This is a genomic window from Alphaproteobacteria bacterium, from assembly GCA_040905865.1.
Classification (GTDB): domain Bacteria; phylum Pseudomonadota; class Alphaproteobacteria; order UBA8366.
Window position 1 is genome coordinate 1 of record JBBDQU010000055.1, and the last position, 22,975, is coordinate 22,975.

Genomic DNA, 22,975 nt, shown 5'->3' on the forward strand with positions numbered 1-22,975 from the left:
CTCAAAAGGAAAACCCCGCCGGAAATCCGACGGGGTTTGTCAGCGGTCTGAAGGGCCGGGTCACATAAACCCGGCCCTTCATCCGTGTCGTCGTGTCGCGTTACTTCAGTATAATCTCGACCCGGCGGTTCTGCGGTTCACGGACGCCGTCACCGGTCTCGACCAGCGGTTCGCGCTCACCCCTGGCCAGGGTAACGACTTCCCCGGCAGCAGCGCCCAGACGGATCAGTTCCGCCCTGACCGCCGCTGCGCGACGCTCGGACAGTCGCAGGTTATAGCCATCGGGACCGGCGCGGTCGGCGTGGCCCGTCGCTTCGATCGTCGCAACGGAACCCTGCTCGCTGGCGTTATACGCGGCCTCGATAATCTCGCGGGCGCTCTCCGTGAGATTGGCGCTATCGAAGTCAAAGAACACCAGGAAGTTGCGAACGACCTCGGGTGCCGGGGCCGGGGCTGGTGCCGGCGTTGTCGCCATCGGCGCCGGCTTCAGCGCATCTTCCAGCGCCTTCATCGCCGTCTCATATCCGTCGCGGCACCGCCTGATATCGTCGGGCTGGTTATTCTCTTCGAGTTCCTGAACCCAGCAGTCGAACTGCGACTGGGCCGTCGACGCGAGTTCGGGAAATTGTTCCCGGCCGCCGCTATCCAGCGCATACATCAGGCGTCCCCGCTGCTGGTGAACCTGCACGCGGTTTGCTTCCGTGAAGGAACGATCCCAGAGGCTGTCGGGTTCAACGACCTCACCCTTGGCGGACGCTTCTCCGCGCCGGGCGAAGATGCCTCCGTCATAAATGTCGCCTTCGGCGAACTCGGCCCTCGATAGGGCCACATACTGCTCATGCAGATGGGCCGTGAAACCCTGCTGCACCGGTGTCATGCCGGAGACATTCTCCACCAGCCTTGTATCCGCACAGGCGCCTGCCAGAAGCGCCACCCCCGCGAGAAGCCCGATTACCTGAAATTTCATATGATTGCTCCAATTGAAACCTGGCTGCCAACGTCTTCGGTGGGGCCATGTAAAACAAACGTCGCCGGTACGGGATGGCGCACTCCCCACCTCGCACGCCCGGCACTGTTGGTATCTTCCACGATACTTATGCTATTTATATGGGTACCCGGATGCTGCTTTGACAGGGGGGACCCCGGAATTTTCTCTCAGTGCAGCCAGCGCAACAGTATATATTACAGTAAATGCTATAGTATACGAGCCGTGTCGCCACTACATTCCGGAGAATGAGCTGCTGCCATAATCAGAACGATACCCCCACCACGACGCGGCTGCGGCGCATACTGGTCATTGTCCTGATCGTCAATGCGGTCATGTTCGGCGTCGAAATGACCGCCGGGATCGCCGCGAAATCCGTGTCCCTGCTGGCGGACGCCATCGATTTCCTGGGGGATGCCGCGACGTACGCCATCACGCTGGCGGTCATGGGCCTGTCGCTGCGCTGGCGGACGGGGGCGGCCGTGCTCAAGGGGGCGTCGATGGGCCTGTTCGGCATCTTCGTGCTGGGCGCCGCCATCTGGCACGCGGTGAACGGCACCCTGCCCGGCGCGCATATCATGGGAACGGTCGGCTTCGCGGCTCTCGTTGCGAATGTGTTCTGCGCATTGCTGCTGATCCGCTTCCGGGAAGGCGACGCCAACATGCGCTCGGTCTGGCTGTGCAGCCGAAATGACGCGATCAGCAATGTCGCGGTGATGATCGCCGCCGCGGGGGTCTTCGCCACCGACACCGGCTGGCCCGACGCCGTCGTCGCCGTCATCATGGCGTCGCTGGCGCTGTCCTCATCCTGGCAGGTGCTGCGCCAGGCCCTCGGCGAATGGCGCGAACCGCAGACTACTGAAGCCGCGTGAGACAGGCCGACGCCGCAGCGTCGAGGATCGCTTCCTCGTCGATTCCCATGTTGCGGTACAGGTCCTGGATATCGCCCGACTGGCCGAAATGGTCGACGCCCAGCGCGGAAACCTTCTGCGACCCCACGGCCCCGAGCCATGACAGCGCCGTCGGGTGACCGTCGATCACCGTGATCAGCACCGCATCCGGCGCGAGCCGCCCCAGCATGGTCTCGATCAGCGCCGTTGCGTCGCGGTCGCCGGTACGGCGGCGTTTCTTGGCCTCGAGCCAGTCGTCATGCAGCCGGTCCGGCGAGGTCACCGCCAGCAGCCCGGCGCCGGGAATATCCTCCAGCAGGGTTTCGTAAGCCGCCATCGCTTCCGGCGCCACGGCCCCGGCATAGACAATTGCCAGTTCCGCTCCCGCCGCCGGTTCGCGCAGCCAGTAGGCGCCGGTGACGATGGCGTCCCTGTCCGCCGCCGACAGCGTCCGCTTCGGCTGCGCGATCGTCCGCGTCGACAGGCGCAGATAGACCGCGCCGCCATCGGGATCCTGCATGTGCCGGAAGCCCCATTCCATGACGGCCGCCAGTTCGTCGGCGAAGGCGGGTTCGAAATAGGACAGTCCCGGCATCGACATGCCGACCAGCGGCGTATTGACCGACTGGTGCGCGCCGCCTTCCGCCGCCAGTGTGATTCCCGCCGGGGTGCCGACGACCATGAAACGGGCATCCTGGTAACAGGCGTAGTTCAACGCATCCAGGCCGCGATTGACGAAGGGATCGTAAAGCGTGCCGACCGGCAGCAGCCGCGCGCCGAACAGCGGCGCCGACAGGCCCAGCGCCGACAGCATCAGGAACAGGTTGTTTTCGGCGATGCCGAGCTCGAAATGCTGGCCGGTAGTGGAGCGCGACCATTTCTGCACCGAGGCGACATTCTCCTGCCGGAAGACGTCCGGCCGTTCATGGCGGTTGAACAGCCCGCGCTGGTTCACCCAGCCGCCCAGATTGGTCGACACGGTCACGTCGGGCGAGGTGGTGACCAGCGCCGCCGCCAGTTCGCTCTTGCCGCGGCCGAGTTCGTTCAGGATCTGCCCGAAGACCTGCTGGGTGGAGGCCTGCTCGTGCCGGGGGGCGGTTATGTCCGGCACCGGCACGGTCGCGGCAGTATGCTGGCGCGACGGCGCCCGGTTGAACGGCACATTATCGAGGAACACCTGCAGCCGGTCCGCGCCGATTTCCAGCCCGGCGAAACGGTCCCATTCCGCCCCTTCGGGCACGCCCATCATGGCGCGCAGCCCTTCCATCTGCGCCGGGTTCATCATGCCGGCATGGTTGTCCTTGTGCCCCGCAAGCGGCGTGCCATACCCCTTGATCGTATAGGCGACGAAGCAGCAGGGCGTATCCCCCTGCGCGCCGTGAAACGCCTCCAGGATGGATTCCATGTCATGCCCGGCCAGGTTGGTCATCAGCGCATGCAGGGACTCGTCGTCATGGCTGTCCAGCAGGGTTTCCAGCCCCGAAGTCCCGGCCAGGGCCGTCTTCAGATGGGATCGCCATGCCCCGTCGGCGCCTTTGAACGTCAGCGCCGAATACAAATCGTTCGGGCATTCGTCGATCCAGCGCCACAGGGCCTCGCCGGCCGGTCCGCCGCGCGCCGCTTCCAGTTTCTTGCCATATTTCAGTGTCACCACATTCCAGTCGACGGTGCCGAAGAACGACTGGATCTTCTGGAACAGCATATGGTTGATGACGCCGTCCAGGCTCTGCCGGTTGTAGTCGATGATCCACCACAGATTGCCGACATCGTATTTCCAGCCTTCGAGCAGCGCCTCGAAGACATTGCCTTCGTCGAGTTCCGCGTCGCCCATCAGCCCGACCATGCGACCCGGCTTCACACCCGCCCCCATGCGGCCATGCAGATTTGCATAATCCTGGACCAGCGCCGCGAACAGCGTTTCGGCGATGCCGAGGCCGACCGAGCCGGTCGAGAAATCCACGTCGCCGCCATCCTTGGTCCGCGACGGATAGGATTGCGCGCCGCCGAAACTGCGAAAATTCTTCAGCCTGTCTATATCCTGCCGGCCCAGCAGATGCATGATCGCGTGATAGACGGGGCTGGCATGCGGCTTCACCGCGATCCGGTCTTCCGGCCGCAGCACATCCATGTACAGCGCGGTCAGCAGTGTCGCCGCCGACGCGCAGGAGGCCTGGTGCCCACCGACCTTGAGCCCGTCGCGGCTGGGCCGGATATGGTTGGCGTTGTGGATCATCCAGGAGGACAGCCACAGGATCTTGCGCTCGACCTCCTTCAGGCAGGCCAACTGGTCCGGCGCGACGATCGGGGACGATTCGCTGTCGATCAGTCGGAGATTTGTGGGGGCTGGCGGTGTCATCGGCCGGTTCCTTTCGCGGGGGGAAGCAGGATGTCTCCATTATACCCGGAGCGGCGCGGTCGATCTTTGCCAAGAATGCTTTATTATCCGGCAATTCGGCAATATATTTCGCAAACTGGCAAAATTTCGGTGGATTATGTCCCAGACACGCCTTGATGAGATAGATCGGCGCATCCTCGCGGTTCTGCAGGAGGATGCCCGCATCGCCAATGTGGAACTGGCCGGCCGGGTCGGTATTTCCGCCTCGCCCTGCTGGCGTCGGGTCCGCGCACTGGAGGAATCCGGCGCCATTTCACGCTATGTGACGCTGGTCGATCCGGCGGCGCTCGACCTCAGGGTCAGCGTCTTCGTGCAGGTGACCCTGGAAAAGCAGGTCGAAGGCGCGCTGGAAGTCTTCGAAAAGGCGGTGCAGGCCCGTCCCGAGGTCATGGAATGTTACCTGATGACCGGGGATGCGGATTATCACCTGCGTGTCGTCGTGCCGGACCTCGCCGCCTATGAACGCTTCCTGATGGATCACCTCACCCGTGTACCGGGCATCGCCAATATCCGGTCCGGTTTCGCGCTGAAGCAGGTGAAATACACCACCGCCCTGCCGCTGGCATCGACGGGCTGAAACCCGATTAAATGCGACAAAAGCGAGAAAACGGTTGTTTTTTCGCGGCGTTTGACCCATTTTCCGCGAAACTTACTGCTTAACAACCAAGGAATATCCGTGGCTAAAGAAGAAATGCTGGAATTTGACGGCACCGTGACCGAGGTGCTGCCCAACGCGATGTTTCGCGTAAAGCTCGAGAACGAGCATGAATTGCTGGCCCATACCGCCGGAAAGATGCGCCGTTTCCGCATCCGCGTCCTCGCCGGCGACAAGGTTACGGTCGAAATGACGCCCTACGATTTGAGCAAGGGCCGCATCACCTACCGCTTCAAATAGCCGCCGCCCGGGTCTGTTCGGTACCCACCAGGGCCAGGGCCGCTTCGATGACTTCCGCGCCCGCTTTGGCGCCATAGGCGTTTTCGCTCAGATAACGCCGCCAGCGCCGGGCGCCCGGCATGCCGTTGAACAGGCCCAGGATATGGCGCGTCATGGCGCATAGCGCCACGCCTTCGTCCAGGCGCTCCCGCACATAGGGCAGGAATGCCAGCACCGCCTCGTAGCGGTATTGCAGCCTGTCGGGCGTGCCGAAGATCCGGCTGTCCGCTTCGGCGAGCAGCCAGGGGTCGCGATAGGCCGCGCGGCCGATCATGACGCCATCGACCTGTTCAAGATGTGTTTCCGCCATGTCCAGCGACGGCACCCCGCCGTTCAGGATCACTTCCAGTTCGGGAAAATCGCGCTTGATGGAATGGACCATGTCGTATTTCAACGGCGGGATTTCCCGGTTTTCCTTCGGGCTGAGGCCCGACAGGATCGCCTTGCGGGCATGGATGATGAAGGTCCGGCAGCCACTTTCCGCGACGCAGCCGACGAAGCCCTTCAGTTCCTCGTAGGAATCCCGGTCGTCGATGCCGATGCGCGACTTCACCGTCACCGGGATGGATACGGCGGCCCGCATCGCCGCCACGCAATCGCGCACCAGGTCCGGTTCCGCCATCAGGCAGGCGCCGAACCGCCCCGACTGCACCCGGTCGCTGGGGCAGCCGACATTGAGGTTGATTTCGTCATAGCCCCATTCCGCCGCCAGCGCCGCGCATGCCGCCAGCGCCGCCGGATCCGACCCGCCAAGTTGCAGCGCCAGCGGATGTTCCGCCGCGTCGAAATCCAGGTGCCGCGCGACATCCCCATGCAGCAGCGCGCCCGTCGTCACCATTTCGGTATACAACAGCGTGCGACGGCTCAGCAGCCGCAGGAAATAGCGGTCATGCCGGTCGGTCCAGTCCATCATCGGCGCGACGGACAGGCGGCGGTCCGGATTGCCCTTCGACGGCGTCACTGGCAGAATTCCTTCAATTTCGTATCCATTGCCGGGAAAATAGGCGCTTCCGGCGGAAATATCGACTTTGGTAATTGATGCAGGGTGTCGTTTTCGATATTTTGTGTGAGACAATTCAAAAACAACAATATCTTGTTCAACCCGTCGCGCTCGCGCGACCATGGAAAGGACAAATGGCGATGCGGAACGCTGCTGTCAGGGGATTGGCACTGTGTCTGGCGGGGTTGCTGCCGGGGTGCGCGGCGTTCGAATCACTGACGAACCTTTTTACCGATGACGCCATGCCCGTGGCGATGGGCCAGCCCACGCCGGTGGCGCAGATCATGCCCGCGGCCGCTGTTGCGCCGGCGCCGGCATTCCACGTCGGCGATGTCTTCCGCTTCCGGGTCGGCGAATCGCTGATCGCGGAATCCGTCGAACGGGTCGACGGTCAGGGCGTGTGGTGGCGCGACAGCCTGGGCCGTCGCTGGATCGGCGGCGAACCGGCGCTGATACCCGGCCGCGCCGTTTTCGATGCGGGCGGCAAGCCGCAGGTCGCGTCGGTCGTGATGGAAGCCACCGGCGACATGTTTCCCCTGACGCCGGGCAAAACCGTCACCTTCCGCCATACGACCCGGGGCGGCGTCTACGCGGCGCAGAGCCGCAAGCAGTCCTGCACGGTTGTCAAACCCGCCCCCGCGGAAACCGCGGCGGGAACATTCGATACCATCCTGCTGGAATGCATCTATGACGGCGTGCGACGGAACAACTACTATTCGCCGGCGCTGGGGCGGGTGGTGCTGCAGACCGCCGATACCTTTCTGGACCCGGTAAAACGGGAACTCGTCAGTTTCGAGCGGGGATCCGACGAACCGATGCGCACCGCGCAGGGCGGCGGCGCGTCGAACAACGCCCGGGCGGCCTACAGCGCGGAGGGCGCCGAACTGTATGGCATCCAGCTGGCGGCCTACCGTTCGCCGACCCGGGCGAAACAGGCCTGGACGCGAATCAGGAGCGCCGGCGGCGCGCTGCTGGCGGAGTTCGAGCCGAGCTTCGAGCAGGGCACGGTGAAAGGCACGCCGCTGTTTCGCCTGATCGTCGGCGAATTCGAGACCAAGGCCCAGGCCCGCGCCCGGTGCCAGTCGCTGAAACGCAACGGGATCGACTGCTGGGCCCGCGAACGCCAGCCGGATACAAGCAGTCCCGTGGCGGCAACACCCGCCACGGATCTGCGCGTCGTTCAGCGCTGACCGGCGGGCGGCCCGCGCCCCGCTACCCGGAACAGAGCCTACCAGCTGCCGGTATTTTCCATCGACGCCCAGGGTTCCTGCTTCGGCAGCGGGTCGCCCGCCTGCAGAAGTTCCAGCGAAATCCCGTCCGGCGAGCGGATGAAGGCCATGTAGCCGTCGCGCGGCGGCCGGTTGATGGTCACGCCGGAATCCTGCAGCTTCTGGCACAGCGCGTAGATATTATCGACCTGGAAGGCGAGATGCCCGAAGCTGCGGCTGCCGGGCGCGAATTCCTCCGAATCCCAGTTATAGGTGATTTCCAGCAGCGGCGCCTTGACCGCCTCCGCCGACGCCTTGTCCTCCGGGGCGGCGAGGAAGATGTTGGTGTAACGGCCCGCTTCGCTGTCGCGGCGGCGGATTTCCACCAGGCCCAGCTTGTTGCAGTAAAAATCCAGCGTCTCGTCCAGGTTCGACGACCGCACCATGGTGTGAAGATAACGCATGAAAGGCTCCCGTCCGTTCAATGGTTTCTGTGATCTGCCGGAGTCATACCATTTGTGCCGCCGGGCGCAAACGCCGGTATTTCCGCGATTGCGGTTTATCCGGCGTCCCGGACGCCGATCACGCCCTCTGCGACGAGGCTCTCGATTTCGTCCGTCGCGAAACCGAATTCCGCCAGCACGTCCCGCGAATGCTGGCCGGTTTCCGGCGGCGGCAGGCGGACCGTTTTCCCATCCTCGAAGGCGTCCATGCGCAGCGGATTGGACAGCACCCGGATGGGGCCGAGCGTGGCGTGCGCCACTTCCTCGACCATGCCGCCATGGATGACCTGCGGGTCGGCGAAAACCTGGTCCAGCGCGTAGATGGGGCCGGACGGGATGCCCTTTTCGACCAGCCGTCGGGTCCAGGCAATCGCGGTATCCGTGCGGAACCGTTCGTTCAGCAGGTCCCGCAAGGCGTCCCGATTGGCCAGGCGCTTCGCGTTATCGGCAAATTCCGGCGCCGTCGTCAGCGATTCGAGCCCGAGCACCCCGCAGAGGGCGATCCACATCTCCTGGGTCGCGGCGGCGACATTGAGCCCCGCATCGCGCGCCTCGAAGGTGCCGTAGGGATAGATCACCATGTGGTCGTTCCCGGTGCGGCCGGGAATTTCGCCGACCGACAGGAAGCGCTGCGCCTGCATGGACAGCAGCCCGACCGTCGACGACAGCAGCGAATTTTCGACCCGCTGCCCCTGGCCGGTGACATGCCGCTGCGCCACGGCGGCGAGGATGCCCATCGCCGACCACATGCCCGACGTGATATCGGCGACGGGAATGCCGATACGGGTCGGGTCGCCGTCGGGATAGCCGGTCAGCCCCATCAGCCCGGACATGCCCTGGGCGATCTGGTCGAATCCGGGCCAGTCGCCATAGGGACCGTCGCGGCCGAATCCGGTAATACTGGCATAGATCAACCCCGGATTTTCCCGGCGCAGATCGTCATAGCCCAGGCCCATCTCGTCCGCGCGACCCGGCTTGAAATTTTCCACCACGATATCGACATCGCGCGCGATCCGGCGCAGCAGGGCCAGTCCCTTCGGGTCGCGGAAATTGACGGCAATATCGCGCTTGTTGCGGTTGGTCGACAGGTAATAGGTCGAAACACCCCGGTCATGCGGCGGCCAGACCCGCGTCATGTCGCCCTGCGGCGCCGATTCCACCTTGATCACATCCGCCCCGAAATCGCCGAGGCACATGGTGCAGAAAGGACCGGCCAGCGCCCGGGTCAGATCGAGCACGCGGATATCCTGGAGTGGAAGGGGCATCGGGTGTCTGCTTTGCTGTGTTGAATGGAAAGGCCGCGGACCATATCACCCTATCGCCGCAAAGCGAAAGCCGCCCCCCTGTCAGCGGGTCTCTCCGCCATACCGGGTTCCCGGGGCTTTCGCCGTACAACGTGATACAGTCGCCCCGCAACAGGCGCCACATGGTTCGGCGCGCGCTATTTTTCGCGCGGCGGCCATCGCCATTACCGCAACGCCGCATTGCTGACACTGGCGGGGATTGGCATTGTGACGCTGACGCTCGCGATACGGGATTACATGGCGGGATAGGCGAAACGGGGACCGGGACGGCGCATGCCCTTCGACGAACAGATTATCCGCAATATCGGCAGGCCGCTGCGCCGGACGGAGGATCGGCGGCTGCTGACCGGCCAGGGCCGGTTCACCGACGATTTCAGCCTGCCGGGCCAGAGCTGGGCGGCGATGGTGCGCGCGCCGCATCCGCATGCGCGGATACTGGACATCGACGACATCCGCGCCCGCGCCATGCCGGGCGTGCTGGGCGTGTTTACCGGCCGGGATTGCGCCGATGACGGACTGGGCCCGATTCCGCATAACCCGCTGCCGAAGACCCGCTACGACCTCAAACTGTCCGCCCCCGGCGGCGGTGCGGTGTTCGAGGGGCCGCATGTCCTGCTGCCCGCCGACAGGGCGCGCCATGCCGGCGAGGCCGTGGCGATGGTGGTCGCGGAAACACGGGAACAGGCGCTCGACGCCGCCGAAGCGGTCGACGTCGCCTACGAGGAACTGCCTTTCGTCGTGCATTCGGAAGCCGCCGTCGAACCGGGCGCGCCGTCGGTGTGGGACGAGATCGCGGACAATACGTTCATCGACACATCCTTTGGCGACGCAGCCGCGACCGACGCCGCCTTCGCCGTGGCCACGCATGTCATCGAAAAACGCTACCATATCGGCCGGGTTACGGCGGCGCCGCTGGAACCGCGCGCCGCGCTGGGCCATTTCGATGCGGATAGCCGCCGCTACACGCTGTACGCCGGCAGCGGCGGCGCGGTGCGGCAGAAACACGAACTGTCGGCGGTGCTGGGGATCGACCCCGACCGGCTGCGTGTTCTCTCGCATGATGTCGGCGGCAATTTCGGCGCGCGCAACCGGGTCTATGTCGAATTCGGGCTGGTGCTGTGGGCATCCGAAAAGCTGCGCCGCCCGGTGAAATACACCGCGACGCGTTCCGAAGCCTTCCTGACCGACTACCAGGGGCGCGACCTTGTCACCCGGGTCGCGCTGGCGCTGGACGCAACCGGCCGTTTCCTCGCCTTGCGCGCCGACAATATCAGCAATGCCGGCGCGCGCTGCGTATCGCTGTCGCCGCTCGGTAAGGGCTCCGCGCTGGTCAGCGGCGCGTATGACATTCCCGCCGCGACGATGCGCGCCCGCGCCGTCTTCACCAATACAATGCCGACCCAGGCCTATCGCAGTTCGGGCCGGCCCGAGGTGACCTTCGCCATCGAACGGCTGATCGACGCCGCCGCCGACCGCTTCGGGTTCGACCGCGTCGCGCTGCGCCGCCGCAACCTCGTGGCGCCTCGCCGGATGCCCTACGCCAACCCGGTCGGGGCCGTCTATGACAGCGGCGAATACGAAGCCGCCATGGACCGCGCCATGGCGATGGCCGACTGGGACGGCTTTCCCGACCGCAGGGCCGCCGCCGCATCGCGCGGGCGGCTGGCGGGAATCGGCCTCGCCAATTATGTCGAATCCTCCATCGGCGCGCCCCGGGAGCGGGCGGAGATCGAGGTGTCGCCGGACGGGCGGGTCCGCGTCGTCATCGGCACTCAGCCCAGCGGCCAGGGGCACGAAACCAGCTTCGCCCAGGTGGTGGCGGACCTGCTGGGCGTCCCGTTTGACAGCGTCAATATCGTCATGGGCGACACGGATATCGTGCGCCTGGGCGGCGGCTCCCATTCCGGGCGCTCCATGCGCCACGCGGCGACCGTCTTCGCGCTGGCGGCGCAGGACCTTATCGAGCGCGGCAAACGGATCGTGGCCGTGCTGCTGCAGACAGCCCCGGTCGCGGTGAATTTCGAAGACGGCCGGTTCCGCGTGCCGGACGCGCAGCGCAGTTTCGATTTTCCGGAACTCGCCGATGCCGCGGCGCGCGCCGAACTGCCGGACGACCTCGCCGGCGGGCTCGCCGTGGCGCGCGACAACGAAATGCACGACCCGGTCTTCCCCAATGGCTGCCATGTCTGCGAGGTCGAGGTCGACCCCGACACCGGCGCGATCGGGATCACGCGCTACGCGGCGGTCGACGATGTGGGGCGCTGTATCAATCCCCTTATCCTGCACGGCCAGACCCATGGCGGCATCGCCCAGGGCGTCGGCCAGGCGATGTGGGAGCAATGCGTGACCGACCCGCAATCGGGCCAACCGCTCTGCGGCACGCTGATGGACTACGCCCTGCCGCGCGCCGACCTGTTCCCGGACCTGAAGACCGATATTGTGGAAGTGCTGTCGCCAACCAACCCGCTCGGCATCAAGGCCGGCGGCGAAGGCGGCACCACCCCGGCGCTCGCGGTCATCGTCAGCGCCGTGGCGGATGCGCTGCGCGATTACGGCGTGAAGGATATTGAAATGCCGCTGACGCCGCAGAAAGTCTGGCAGGCGATCCGGGAAGCGAGGAAAGGATAGCTTCATTGGCCACGTGCAAAAAATGAACAAATCACAAACGTCGCCAAACGTCATGTCCGGACTTGATCCACTACTGTCCGGTTGAATTTTGTGGACTGGTGGCACGGCGTTGACTCTCGTGTTCAGACGTTGAAGCGTCTTCTGGACACGAAATGGAGCAATACTGCGGCGGGTTCTGGATCTATGAAGCTGCCTTGCGGCTACCGATGGCTATGATTGATGCGGCCAAGACATCCAGGATCGCCGCAATTAAAAGGGCGGGCCCGTAACTGCTGAATCTGTCATACAACAGGCCAAAAAGGCTGGGACCCAGCGCTGCGGCGAGTTGAATACAGCATGATGCAATGCCGAAGACCGTGCCGAACGCTGCGGCGCCGAATTCCCGCCGTACGATGATCGGTGACAGCGTCGTGACGTTACCCACTGTAAATCCGAATACGATGCTGGTGATGACCAGCACTGAGGGGTCGGGAAAGAGACCCATTGCACCAAGCGAACCAGCAGCCAGCAGTAACACGCCTGCTGTCGTCGCCCTGGCGTCAATCCTATCGGCAAACCGGGCAAGCGCGAGGCGGCCCAAGAGGGCAGCAAGGGCGGTTGCCGATACTGTCATTGAGATGGCAAGGGGGCTTACCGACAAGGCCAACATGGTGACCTGATGCGTGAGGAAGCCAATCTGCACCATCATTCCAACGCCAAAGGCCGCAACGACAGTGCGAAGGGTAGGGGTGCATAAAGCCGTCATGTAGGTCCAGTTCGGCGCGATGGCCGTAGTCTTGGAGCGGTCCGTAGGTGCACCGTCCGGGAGAAGTCCCATGTCTTGCGGGCGATGACGCAGCACCGGACTGACGAGTGAGAGCAAGACAACGGCTGCGAAAAGCCCGGCTACGATTGTTGTAGATGGAAACCCGATCTCCGCAATGCCGAAAAGCAGTATCGGGGGACCTGTCATCCCGCCAATGCTTGCACCAAGCGAGGCCGTCGATGTCGCGCGCCCCTGATGTTTATCGAACCACGGTGCAAGAGTTGTCGCAACCGCGGTGGTGGAAAGGCCGGCCCAGCCTATTCCCATACAAAAAAAGAATAGATATACCTCCCACAGCGAGGTTGCCTGGCCAATTCCCACAACGCCGAGTGCCAGGGAAATGCCGCCGATCGCAATGACCGGACGCGGACCAAAATGTTTGATGCCGCTACCGACGGGTATCAGCAGAAGCGCACTGACAACATAGAAAATGGTAATTGCACTTGAAACGAGGCCTGTCGTCCAGCCGTTCGTCGTAACCACGGCATGGAGATATACCCCGGCACCGAAAAGGCCGAGAGCATTTCCGATCAATGCAATGACCATGCAAGCGGCGACCATCCACCATCCATAAAAGATGTGCATGCCAATCATCCAGCTATTGAAATTCAATGCCGCTGGATACCACGCCGATTGCAGTCTATGCTTCGGTGTACATCGAAGTTTTCTTGTGTTTACCCTGCTCGAGACAGATAACCTGTTGATCCGGACATCGGGCGTGGACCGAAAATTTCGACCCGTTTCTACTCCGCCGCCACCGCCTCGGCGCCCTCATGGGCCGCGAGGAATTTCTCCACGTCCAGGGCGGCCATGCAGCCCATGCCGGCGGCTGTGACCGCCTGCCGGTAGACCTTGTCGACCACGTCGCCCGCCGCGAAGACGCCGGGAACGTTCGTCGCCGTGCTGTCGGGGGCCGTGAGGATGTAGTTTTCGTCGTCCATGTCCACATGGCCCTTGAACACCGCCGTCGCCGGATCGTGGCCGATGGCGATGAAGATGCCGGTGACGGGCAGTTCCGTGACCGCGCCGGTTTTCACGTTGCGTACCCTGGCGCCGCTGACGCCCGGGGGGTTGCCCTCGCCCAGGACTTCCTCCAGCGTCGAATCCCACATCACCTCGACCTTCGGGTTGGCGAACAGCCGGTCCTGCATGATCTTTTCCGCGCGGAAGGAATCGCGGCGATGGATCACCGTCACCTTGCTGGCGTGGTTGGTCAGGTAGAGCGCTTCCTCGACCGCCGTATTGCCGCCGCCGACAAGGGCGATTTCCTGGCCGCGGAAGAAGAAGCCGTCGCAGGTGGCGCAGGCGGATACGCCGAAGCCCATATATTTCTGTTCCGACTCCAGCCCCAGCCAGCGCGCCTGCGCGCCCGTCGCGATGATGATCGAATCGGCGACATAGGTGTCGCCGCTGTCGCCGGTGCAGGTGAAGGGGCGCCTGGAGAAATCGACCGTGGAGATGATATCCTGGACCATCACCGTGCCGACATGCTCCGCCTGCTTCTGCATCTGTTCCATCAGCCAGGGGCCCTGGATGACATCGGCGAAGCCCGGATAGTTCTCCACGTCGGTGGTGATGGTCATCTGCCCGCCGGGCTGCAAGCCAGCGACCAGCATCGGCTTCAGGCTGGCGCGCGCCGCGTAGATGGCGGCGGTGTATCCGGCGGGGCCGGAGCCGATTATGAGGACCCTGCTGCGATGTTCGGCCATGAGTGCGCGCCTTTCGTGTTGCCTGCTTCTTCTGCCCTGCTGCAATTAATGCCTTGCGGCGGTCGCTTCAAGAAAATTGCCGTTCAGACGTCCTTTGGCGGCACGTCCAGCCGCACGACGATGCCTTCCGTTTCCTTCGACGGGGCAGGGTATTCCCGCATCACCAGCGGATCGTGGCCGGGCACGATGTGCCGCGGCGAATCGGCCAGAGCCTCCAGGGTCTCGTATCCCTGCACCATGTCGCCGACGCTGAATACCAGCGGGAAAGGGTTCTCCGTGCGCATGTTCATGTAGTAGTGGGATGCGTCGGAGGCGAGCACGACCCAGCCGCGTTTGGTCGGGACACGGACGACCTGAAGCCCGTCCGTATGGCCGCCGACATGATGCAGCGTCACGCCCGGCGCGATTTCCTTCGTGCCGTCGACGAAGACGACCCGGTTGTCGTAAACGTTGCGGATCATGTCGAAAACGTAATCCAGCGCATAGGCGACGTTGAAAACCTTGTGGGTCATATGCTTGCCGGTGGCGAAATGCATCTCCCGCTCCTGCAGGTGGAATTTTGCTTTTGGGAAGTCGCTGACCGTGCCGGCATGGTCGTAATGCAGGTGGGTGACAACGACGTCTTCCACCTCCTTCGAATCTATGCCGATGAGTTTCAGCCCGTCCGCCGGCCGGCGCAGCAGGTTGCGGCCGCGCGCCGTGGCTTCCTTTTCCTCGAAACCGATATCGACAACGATGGTGCGGCCATTGCCGACGATCGCCCAGACGAAGTAATCCATGGGGCTGGGCCCGTCATGGGGGTCCTTGTTCAGGATATGTTCGTTATGCATCGCGTCGCGCTCCGCATAGCGGATGGCGTAGACTTCGTAGGGTTCGGGGGACTGCGGCATCGTATTTCCCTGATTTTGGAGAATTTGCTTGAGGATCGGTACGTTACCGACCAGCATTGCGCGCAGGATATTACTGCACACTGGGAGAGTCGATCATGGCGGGTTACAAAAAAATCGGATTCATCGGCACGGGCGTCATGGGCGGGCGCATGTGCCGCAACCTTGCGACCAGGATCGGCGTCCCCGTCATCGCCTTCGACGTGGACATGGACAAGGTGGCGGCGCTGGACAATGCGGGCGTCGAAGCGGCGCCCAGCGTCGCGGCCGTCGTGGAGGCGGCGGATATCGTGCTGATGTGCCTGCCGGGTGAGCCGCAGGTGCGCGCCATCTGCCTGCAGGAAGGCGGTATCCTGGAACATGCCCGCAAGGGCCAGATCGTCGTCGACATGACGACGGCGACGGCGGATATCGAGCGGGAACTGGCGCCGCTCTTCGCCGAGAAAGGCGTCGATTACGTGGACGCACCGGTTGCCAAGGGGGTGTCCTCGGCAGAGGACGGGACGCTCAGCATCATGTTCGGCGGCCCGGAGGCGGTGTTCGAACGGGTGAAGCCCGTGCTTGATACCATGGGTACGGAGGTCACCCGCTGCGGCGAGGTCGGCACCGGGCAGGTGGTCAAGCTGATGAACAACATGGTGCTGGTCATGAACGTCCAGGCGCTGGCCGAGGCGATGGCCATCGGCAAGCGGTCCGGCGTCGATCCGGAGGTTTTGTTCACGACCCTGTCGCGCGGCTCCGCCGACAGCTTCGCCCTGCGCAAGCACGGTATGCAGTACATGATGAAGGAGGAATATCCGGATGACGTGTTTCCGGTGACCTATTCGATCAAGGATATGAGCTATACGCTGCGCCTGATCGACGAAACCGGCGTCGACGCGGAGGCCGCGCGGCTCGTCGACCGCAAGCTGAAGGAGGTCGAGGCAAAGGGCTGGGGCAAGTACTACAGCCCGGTGCTGTACCGCCTGCTCGAAGATTAGATCCCGAGGTTCAGTATACGTTAACCAATCGTGGCCATACTGGCCGATGCTGCGCACCGCGTGGAGGTGTGGCAATTGGGAGCATGGTCTTGACCACGCGTGACGTCGACGTTTATTCGGACCAGTATCGGCGCGATCCGCGCGCCATTCAGCGTACGCGGCTGACCCAGCAGGAGCTGGACGAGATCATGGCGCTGCATGCCCGCTTCCTGAAACAGGACAGAAGCGGCAAACGGGCCAGCCTGAAGCTGACCAACCTGTCCTATCTGGATTTTTCCGGCCGGGACCTGCGCGGCGCGGATTTCACGGGCGCGGAGCTGAAGGGCGCCCGCATGATCGGGACCAACCTGCATTCCGCCAACATGTTCGCGGTCGACCTGCGCGATGCGGACCTGTCCAATGCGATCCTGGACCTGGTCGATCTGCGCGGATCCAGCATGCGCTGCACCAATCTGGCCCATGCCAGCCTGATCGAGGCGGACCTGCGGGCCGGCCGGCTGTATAACCGCGACAGTTACGGCGAGCTGAAAGCGGTCCGGCAGAAACCGTCGGTGACGGACCTGGCGGCGGCGATCCTGACCGGGTCCGACCTGTCCCATGCGAAGATGGGCGATGCGCTGATCATCGAAACCGATCTGACCGACGCAAACATGAGCGGCGTCAACCTGGCGCGGGCGGACATGACCGCCTCGATCCTGACGGGCGCCAACATGGAAAACTGCGACCTCAGCGAAGCCAACCTGACCAATGTCGTGCTGCATGGCGCGGTGCTGACAGGCGCCCGAATGGACCAGACAAACCTGACCGGGGCGGACCTTGTCTGCGCCATTCTGGACGGCGTCGATTTTTCCAGGACGGATATTTCCCATGCGTCGTTTCCAAAGTCGCTCGACGATCTGGAGGGCGACCTGCCGCAGACGCTGAAGAATCATCATCTCTGGGTCACCAGCAAGGGGGATATCGGCGCCCGCGCGGTGCTGTCGCGCTACGTCCTGTCGGAAAAGGATTTCACCTCCGTCAACCTTTCGATGGCGAACCTGTCCTACAGCAATTTCCGGGGATGCCATTTCGAACGGGCGCATCTGATCATGGCGGATCTCAGCTATTGCGACCTGCGGGACGCCAATCTCAGCTACACCGATCTGCGCGGCGCCGGATTGACCCGCGCGAACCTGACCGGCGCGAACCTGACCGGCGCCCGCCTGGGGCCGGTGCCGATGGAAGGCGCGATCGGCCGGGAATGGACCACCAATCTGCAGTTCACGCGCCTCAACAGCGCGCGATTCCTCGGCGCGGATCTCGTCGCCGCCAATTTCACCGGCGCCGACCTGACCGATGCGAGCCTGAAAGGCAGCGATCTGTCCCGCGCGGTGCTGACCGATGCGCTTCTGGACGGGGCGGACCTGCGCGAGGCGAACCTTGCCGGCGCCGATTTGCGCGGCGCGGTCGGCCTGCGGCGCGGCGGCGTGACCTGATTTCCGCCGGCTCATACGCCGAGATAGCGCGCCCGGATATCCGGACCGGAGATCAGCGCCGCGCTGTCGCCGGACCAGGCGATGCGGCCCTTTTCCATGATATAGTGCCAGTCGCCGATGCGGGTCAGCGCGTCCAGGTTCTTGTCGATCAGCAGGATTGCGAGCCCTTCGGATTTCAGCATTTCCAGGCAGCGCCAGATCTCGCCGCGGACCATCGGCGCCAGGCCTTCGGTCGCCTCGTCCAGGATCAGCAGTTCCGGGTTGGTCATCAGCGCGCGACCGATGGCGAGCATCTGCTGTTCGCCGCCGGACAGCGAATCGCCCCTGTTGTCCCGGCGCGCCGCCAGCGTTGGAAACATTTCGTAGACCCGGTCCGCTGTCCATGGCCGTTGGGCATTGCGCCGGTTGGCGGCGGTCGCCACCAGGTTTTCATGCGCCGAAAGGTTCGGGAAAATCTGCCGGCCCTCCGGAACAAGGGCGATGCCGTGCCGGGCGATCCTGTGGCTGGGCAGGCCCCGCAGCGCCAGCTTGCGAAAGCGGATGCTGCCGCCGCGCGGCGGTTTCAGCCCCATTATCGCGTTGACGGTCGTCGTCTTGCCCATCCCGTTGCGGCCCAGCAGGGTAACGACCTGGGCGGGTTTCACGTCGAAGCTGACGCCGAACAGCACCTGGCTTTCACCGTAAAACGTCGTGATGCCCGCAACTTCCAGCATCAGGAATCCTCGCCCAGATAGGCGCGGCGGACATCGGCGTCGCGGCGGATCGCGTCCGGCGTCCCGGTCGCGATGCAGGATCCGTTGACCAGCACGGAAATCCGGTCGGCCAACGCGAACACCGTGTCCATATCGTGTTCGACCAGCAGGATCGCGACCGTTCCCTTCAATGCCCGCAGCAGGGCGACCATGCGCTCGGTTTCGTCGACGCCCATGCCGGCGGCGGGTTCGTCGAGCAGCAGCAGCGACGGTTCGGTCGCCAGCGCCATGGCCAGTTCCAGTTGCCGCTGTTCGCCATGCGCCAGGTTGCCGGCCAGCCCGTCGCGGCGGTTGCCGAGGCCGACGCGCCGCAGCATTGCCGCGGCGGGGTCGCGCAGCGCCGGGTCGACGCGCGCGTCGCGCCAGAAGCGAAAGCTGTGCCCGGCATGCGCCTGCACCGCAAGCGCGACATTGTCCTCCACCGTAAGGCCGGAAAAGATGCTGGTGATCTGGAACGACCGCGCCAGCCCGCGCCGGGACCGCTGCGCCGCATCCAGCCGGGTAATGTTGCGGCCGTCGAAATGGATCGTGCCGGAATCGGGGCGCAACTCGCCGGCCAGTTGCGCGATGAAGGTGGTCTTGCCCGCGCCGTTCGGGCCGATGACGGCATGCACCTCGCCGGGCAGGATATCGAGCGACAGGTGGTCCGTCGCGATCAGCCCGCCAAAGCGCTTGACCAGCGAGTCGACCCTCAGCAGCGGCTCAGTCATCGGACGGGTTCCTCCGTCCCAGCAGCCCGTCGATCCCGCCGCGCGCGAACAGCACGACCAGGATCAGGAACGGGCCGAAGACGATCTGCCAGTGCTCCGTCCAGTCGGACAGGAATTCCTCCAGCAGCAGGAAGGCGATGGCGCCGAAGACCGGGCCGAAGACCGACCCCATGCCGCCCAGCACGACCATGAAGATCAATTCGCCCGAGCGCGTCCAGTGCATCATGTCCGGGTTGACGAAATTGGTGAAATTGCCGAGCAGCAGCCCCGCCAGCCCGCAGACCGTACCGGCGATGACGAAGGCGGTCAGCTTGTAGCGGTCGACCGGAAAGCCCAGCGCCCGCATGCGCGCCTCGTTGAACCTGGTCGCGCGGATCACCAGGCCGAAGCGCGAATTGACCAGCCGCGCCATGCCCAGCACGATCAGCAGAAGGAAGCCGAAGCACACGTAATACAGGGTGATGTGGTCCTCCAGGTCGATCAGCCCGGCGAATTCGCTGCGGGTGTAGATGACCAGCCCGTCATCCGCGCCGTATTCGTCCAGGCTGAGGCCCAGGAAATACATCATCTGCGCCAGCGCCATCGTGATCATGATGAAATAGACCCCCTTCGTGCGCAGCGCTATCGCGCCGAACACCAGCGCGACCGCCGCCGAGACCGCGAGCCCGATGGGCCACTGGATAAACCCGTCGAAGATATCGTAATAGGCGCAGATGCCGACCGCATAGGCGCCGATGCCGATATAGACCGCATGGCCGAAGCTGAACATGTTGCCGTAGCCGAGGATCAGGTTCAGGCTGATCGCGGCGATGGCGAGGATCATCGCCCGCGCCACGACGCCGATATAGAACGGCGCGCCGCCCAGCAGCAGCGGCAGCAGGGCCAGGCCCAGCAGCACCAGGACGGTTACGATTGTCCGCCGGTTCAGGCCCATCAGCGGCGTCCCTGCGGCGGGAACAGCCCCTGCGGGCGGAAGAACAGGACCACTGCCATCAGGATATAGATCGCCATGGCGGACAGCGCCGGCGCCGCCGTCTCCGCCGCGGTGACGGACATCACCGTGCCGAGCAGCAGGTCGAGGAACGAGCGGCCCATCGTGTCGATCAGCCCGACGAGCAGCGCCGCGATGAAGGCGCCGCGGATCGACCCGATGCCGCCGACCACGATGACCACGAAGGCCGGGATCAGGATGCTTTCGCCCATGCCGATATTGGCCTGCACGATGGGCGCGGCCATCATCCCGGCCAGCCCGGCCAGCGCCGCGCCCAGCCCGAAGATCAGCGTGAACAGCAGCCCGATATTGACGCCCAGCGCGCCGACCATGGTCCGGTTCGACGCGCCGGCGCGGATCAGCATGCCGGTGCGGGTCCTCACCACCAGCCAGTACAGCGCCGCCGCCACCGCCAGCCCGACCGCGATGACCAGAAGCCGGTAGGTCGGATAGGGCATGCCGGGCAGGATTTCGATGCTGCCGTCGAGCCAGCCGGGCAGGGGGATGGCCATGCCTTCCGGCCCCCAGATGATGCGGCAAAGCTCGTTGAAGAACAGGATCAGCCCGAATGTCGCCAGCACCTGGTCCAGGTGGTCGCGCCGGTACAGGGTGCGCAGCGCCACCACTTCCACGGCAATCCCCACGGCCAGCACCGCCGGCAGCGCCAGCAGCACGCCGAGGATGAAGGACCCGGTCCAGTCCGTGAAGGTGGCGCAGAGCAGCGCGCCGATCATGTAGAGCGAGCCATGCGCCAGGTTGACCATGTCCATGATCCCGAACACCAGCGTCAGCCCGGCGGCCATCAGGAACAGCACAACGCCGAGCTGAAAGCCGTTCAGGAACTGCTCCAGCAACAGGGTCCAGGTCATCGCAAAATCGGCCTTCCGTCCCGGTGACGGAGCGGAAGGTCCGTCATCCTACATCTTGCAGTCTTTGGCGTAGGGATCCTGATGATCCCTGTACACCACGCCGCGCGTCGCGGTCGTCCAGTTGCCATCGGCATCCGCCACCACTTCGCGCAGGTAGAAATTCTGGATCGGGAAGTGGTTGTTGCCGAATTTGAACGGGCCGCGCACGGATGGAAAATCCGCCTTCTCCATGGCGGCGCGCATGCCGTCCGCGTCGGTCAGGTCGCCGTTGACCGCGTCCACCGCGCTCTTGATCAGGAACATCGCGTCATAGCTCTGCGCCGCGTAGAAGGACGGGTAGCGGCCGTATTTCTTGCGGAAGCCTTCGACGAACTTCCTGTTCTGCGGCACGTCCAGGTCCGGCGCCCAGAACTGGGTCATGAAGCTGCCCATGACGCCTTCCAGCTTGCCCTCCTGGAACAGCGGCAGGCTCAGCGAATCCACCGTGAAGACGGAATAGAGCGGGATCTGCCCGTTCAGCCCGGCCTGCTGGTACTGTTTCATGAAGGCGCCGCCGGCCTTGCCCGGATAGAAGATGAAGACGCCATCCGCCTTCGATGCCCGGGCCTTGGCGAGTTCGGCGGAGAAATCGAGCTGCCCTGGCCATTTTGTCAGGTCCTTGCCGACGATCTCGCCCCTGAAGCTGCGCTCGACGCCCGCGACCATGTTCTTGCCCGCCGCGTAGTTCGGCGCGATGACATAGAGCGACTTGACCCCGCGCTGGTTCAGTACCTCGCCCATCGCCATCGGCGTCTGGTCGTTCTGCCAGGAGGTGGCGAAGAAGTTCTCGTGGCACTGCTTGCCCGCCAGCTGCGAGGGGCCGGCATTGGCGCTGATCAGGAACTTGCCCGCGTCCAGCACCGATTTCTGCGAGGCCAGCAGCACGTTGGACCAGATATATCCGGCGACGAAATCGACATTGTCCTTCTGCACCAGCTTGTCGGTCTTCTGCTTGCCGATTTCCGGCTTGAAGCCGTCGTCTTCATAGATGACCTCGACATCCAGCCCGCCCATCCGGCCGCCGATATCCTCCAGCGCCAGATTGAACGCGTCCTGCATGTCCTTGCCGATCACGCCGGCGGGGGTGGTCAGCGTGGTCACGAAGCCGATCTTCACCGATGCCGCCTGTGCCGGCAAAGCCGCCAGCGCCAGCGCCGCCGCCAGCCCCGTGGCCAGTTTCCCGAATGTCATCGCGTGTTCCTCCCTGTGCCCTTGTATCCGTCATGCCCGGGCAAGGTTACGCCCGTTTTGCAAAGCGGTGTCAAGGCTTGCGTACCGGCCCGGGGCGTTGCCGTTGCCGCATAAAACGGCGGGTGGCGGAATATGTATTTTCATTGGCTTTTATTTGGCATTTCACGATACCGGCGGCGGCGGCCTGGCCGGGGCGGCTACCGGGCGAAAATATTATGTTTCGATATACATCGATTAACATTTGTTGACATTTCCCGCTCTCGACTGTCGCTTTGGAAGCTGGTGGGGGCGTCCTTCCCATTACAGTAATTTGAAGTTAAGCAGCTAAACGGCTTCGAGATAGCGTTCGTGCCATAGGTCCGGCAGGCTTTCCAACTGATGAATGATGCCTCCGCCGCGGTACATGAACGACCGCTTCACCCTCACAATCTTGTCTGCATGGTCAAGCTGCTCAGGCTGAAGGGGGCGTCATCAAGCGAAAATATTTCACTGCGATATACATCGGTTAACATTTGTTATCATTCCCCTCGGGGGAAAACCATTGCCCGGGCACAGCGTGTCACCACGCATCCGCCTTTTCGCGACGCCGGCGCGGCGCGCTGGATAATGCACAAAATAGGAATATAGTCTAATTCGGCGAAACAATCAAGGCCGAAGCGCGAAGTCGGCAGGGCTGAATCATAAATTGTTAATGCGCTGAGGGACGAACAGGATTCTTAT

General features: G+C 63.9%; 20 protein-coding genes. 7 read left to right on the forward strand and 13 right to left on the reverse strand.

The window, feature by feature from the left end:
- Positions 1-100: 100 nt before the first annotated feature.
- The gene (locus WD767_11845) at positions 101-967 is read right to left on the reverse strand and encodes an OmpA family protein (GenBank protein ID MEX2616777.1); all 867 of its coding nucleotides are present in this window, start codon (positions 965-967) and stop codon (positions 101-103) included.
- A 266-nt stretch (positions 968-1,233) separates the two neighbouring features.
- Between WD767_11845 and WD767_11850 the strand changes: the two genes are divergently transcribed.
- Positions 1,234-1,857: a cation transporter gene (locus WD767_11850; GenBank protein ID MEX2616778.1), complete on the forward strand. Its 624-nt coding sequence runs from the start codon at positions 1,234-1,236 to the stop codon at positions 1,855-1,857.
- Here WD767_11850 and WD767_11855 read toward each other — a convergent pair.
- Positions 1,841-4,231, reverse strand: a complete 2,391-nt coding sequence (locus WD767_11855) for a transketolase (GenBank protein MEX2616779.1) — start codon at positions 4,229-4,231, stop codon at positions 1,841-1,843. The genes WD767_11850 and WD767_11855 overlap by 17 nt on opposite strands.
- Positions 4,232-4,367: 136 nt before the next feature.
- Between WD767_11855 and WD767_11860 the strand changes: the two genes are divergently transcribed.
- Positions 4,368-4,847 (forward strand): Lrp/AsnC family transcriptional regulator, encoded by a 480-nt coding sequence (locus WD767_11860; protein ID MEX2616780.1) that lies wholly within the window; start codon positions 4,368-4,370, stop codon positions 4,845-4,847.
- Positions 4,848-4,946: 99 nt separating this feature from the next.
- Complete coding sequence (gene infA, locus WD767_11865) at positions 4,947-5,165, forward strand: translation initiation factor IF-1 (protein MEX2616781.1); 219 nt, start codon at positions 4,947-4,949, stop codon at positions 5,163-5,165.
- Here the strand turns inward: infA and dusA are convergent.
- Positions 5,158-6,165 (reverse strand): tRNA dihydrouridine(20/20a) synthase DusA, encoded by a 1,008-nt coding sequence (gene dusA, locus WD767_11870; protein MEX2616782.1) that lies wholly within the window; start codon positions 6,163-6,165, stop codon positions 5,158-5,160. The genes infA and dusA overlap by 8 nt on opposite strands.
- Positions 6,166-6,338: 173 nt before the next feature.
- Between dusA and WD767_11875 the strand changes: the two genes are divergently transcribed.
- A complete protein-coding gene (locus WD767_11875) occupies positions 6,339-7,394 on the forward strand; it encodes an SPOR domain-containing protein (GenBank protein MEX2616783.1) in 1,056 nt (351 codons plus the stop codon).
- 38 nt (positions 7,395-7,432) lie between these two features.
- Here the strand turns inward: WD767_11875 and WD767_11880 are convergent, their stop codons facing one another.
- Both WD767_11880 and WD767_11885 read right to left on the reverse strand, forming a co-directional pair.
- On the reverse strand, positions 7,433-7,876 hold the full coding sequence (locus WD767_11880) for a VOC family protein (GenBank protein MEX2616784.1): 444 nt from the start codon (positions 7,874-7,876) through the stop codon (positions 7,433-7,435).
- Between the two features lie 95 nt (positions 7,877-7,971).
- A complete protein-coding gene (locus WD767_11885) occupies positions 7,972-9,180 on the reverse strand; it encodes a CoA transferase (GenBank protein ID MEX2616785.1) in 1,209 nt (402 codons plus the stop codon).
- A 312-nt stretch (positions 9,181-9,492) separates the two neighbouring features.
- Here WD767_11885 and WD767_11890 point away from each other — a divergent pair, with 312 nt between their 5' ends.
- Positions 9,493-11,847, forward strand: a complete 2,355-nt coding sequence (locus WD767_11890; protein ID MEX2616786.1) for a xanthine dehydrogenase family protein molybdopterin-binding subunit — start codon at positions 9,493-9,495, stop codon at positions 11,845-11,847.
- A 181-nt stretch (positions 11,848-12,028) separates the two neighbouring features.
- On the opposite strand, the gene WD767_11895 is transcribed toward WD767_11890, so the two are convergent.
- The 3 genes from WD767_11895 to WD767_11905 all read right to left on the reverse strand — a co-directional run bounded on the left by WD767_11895 (position 12,029) and on the right by WD767_11905 (position 15,251).
- Positions 12,029-13,237: an MFS transporter gene (locus WD767_11895; protein MEX2616787.1), complete on the reverse strand. Its 1,209-nt coding sequence runs from the start codon at positions 13,235-13,237 to the stop codon at positions 12,029-12,031.
- A gap of 158 nt (positions 13,238-13,395) precedes the next feature.
- Positions 13,396-14,361 (reverse strand): thioredoxin-disulfide reductase, encoded by a 966-nt coding sequence (gene trxB / locus WD767_11900; protein MEX2616788.1) that lies wholly within the window; start codon positions 14,359-14,361, stop codon positions 13,396-13,398.
- 83 nt (positions 14,362-14,444) lie between these two features.
- Positions 14,445-15,251, reverse strand: coding sequence for an N-acyl homoserine lactonase family protein (locus WD767_11905; protein ID MEX2616789.1), 807 nt, complete (start codon positions 15,249-15,251; stop codon positions 14,445-14,447).
- A 95-nt stretch (positions 15,252-15,346) separates the two neighbouring features.
- On the opposite strand from WD767_11905, the gene WD767_11910 reads away from it, so the two are divergent.
- Both WD767_11910 and WD767_11915 read left to right on the forward strand, forming a co-directional pair.
- Positions 15,347-16,228 carry an NAD(P)-dependent oxidoreductase gene (locus WD767_11910; protein MEX2616790.1) on the forward strand — a complete coding sequence of 294 codons (882 nt, stop codon included), beginning with the start codon at positions 15,347-15,349 and terminating at the stop codon, positions 16,226-16,228.
- A gap of 89 nt (positions 16,229-16,317) precedes the next feature.
- Entirely contained in the window at positions 16,318-17,703 is a 1,386-nt protein-coding gene (locus WD767_11915) for a pentapeptide repeat-containing protein (protein MEX2616791.1), read from the forward strand.
- A gap of 11 nt (positions 17,704-17,714) precedes the next feature.
- On the opposite strand, the gene WD767_11920 is transcribed toward WD767_11915, so the two are convergent.
- Genes WD767_11920 through WD767_11940 form a run of 5 tightly spaced genes read right to left on the reverse strand, consistent with a single transcriptional unit; the run spans position 17,715 to position 22,255 of the window.
- Positions 17,715-18,416 carry an ABC transporter ATP-binding protein gene (locus tag WD767_11920; GenBank protein ID MEX2616792.1) on the reverse strand — a complete coding sequence of 234 codons (702 nt, stop codon included), beginning with the start codon at positions 18,414-18,416 and terminating at the stop codon, positions 17,715-17,717.
- Positions 18,416-19,165: an ABC transporter ATP-binding protein gene (locus WD767_11925; GenBank protein ID MEX2616793.1), complete on the reverse strand. Its 750-nt coding sequence runs from the start codon at positions 19,163-19,165 to the stop codon at positions 18,416-18,418. Before WD767_11925 ends, WD767_11920 begins: the two co-directional genes overlap by 1 nt.
- Positions 19,158-20,099 carry a branched-chain amino acid ABC transporter permease gene (locus WD767_11930; GenBank protein MEX2616794.1) on the reverse strand — a complete coding sequence of 314 codons (942 nt, stop codon included), beginning with the start codon at positions 20,097-20,099 and terminating at the stop codon, positions 19,158-19,160. Before WD767_11930 ends, WD767_11925 begins: the two co-directional genes overlap by 8 nt.
- Positions 20,099-21,025: a branched-chain amino acid ABC transporter permease gene (locus tag WD767_11935; GenBank protein MEX2616795.1), complete on the reverse strand. Its 927-nt coding sequence runs from the start codon at positions 21,023-21,025 to the stop codon at positions 20,099-20,101. Before WD767_11935 ends, WD767_11930 begins: the two co-directional genes overlap by 1 nt.
- Positions 21,026-21,073: 48 nt before the next feature.
- Positions 21,074-22,255 (reverse strand): ABC transporter substrate-binding protein, encoded by a 1,182-nt coding sequence (locus WD767_11940; GenBank protein ID MEX2616796.1) that lies wholly within the window; start codon positions 22,253-22,255, stop codon positions 21,074-21,076.
- Positions 22,256-22,975: the final 720 nt, after the last annotated feature.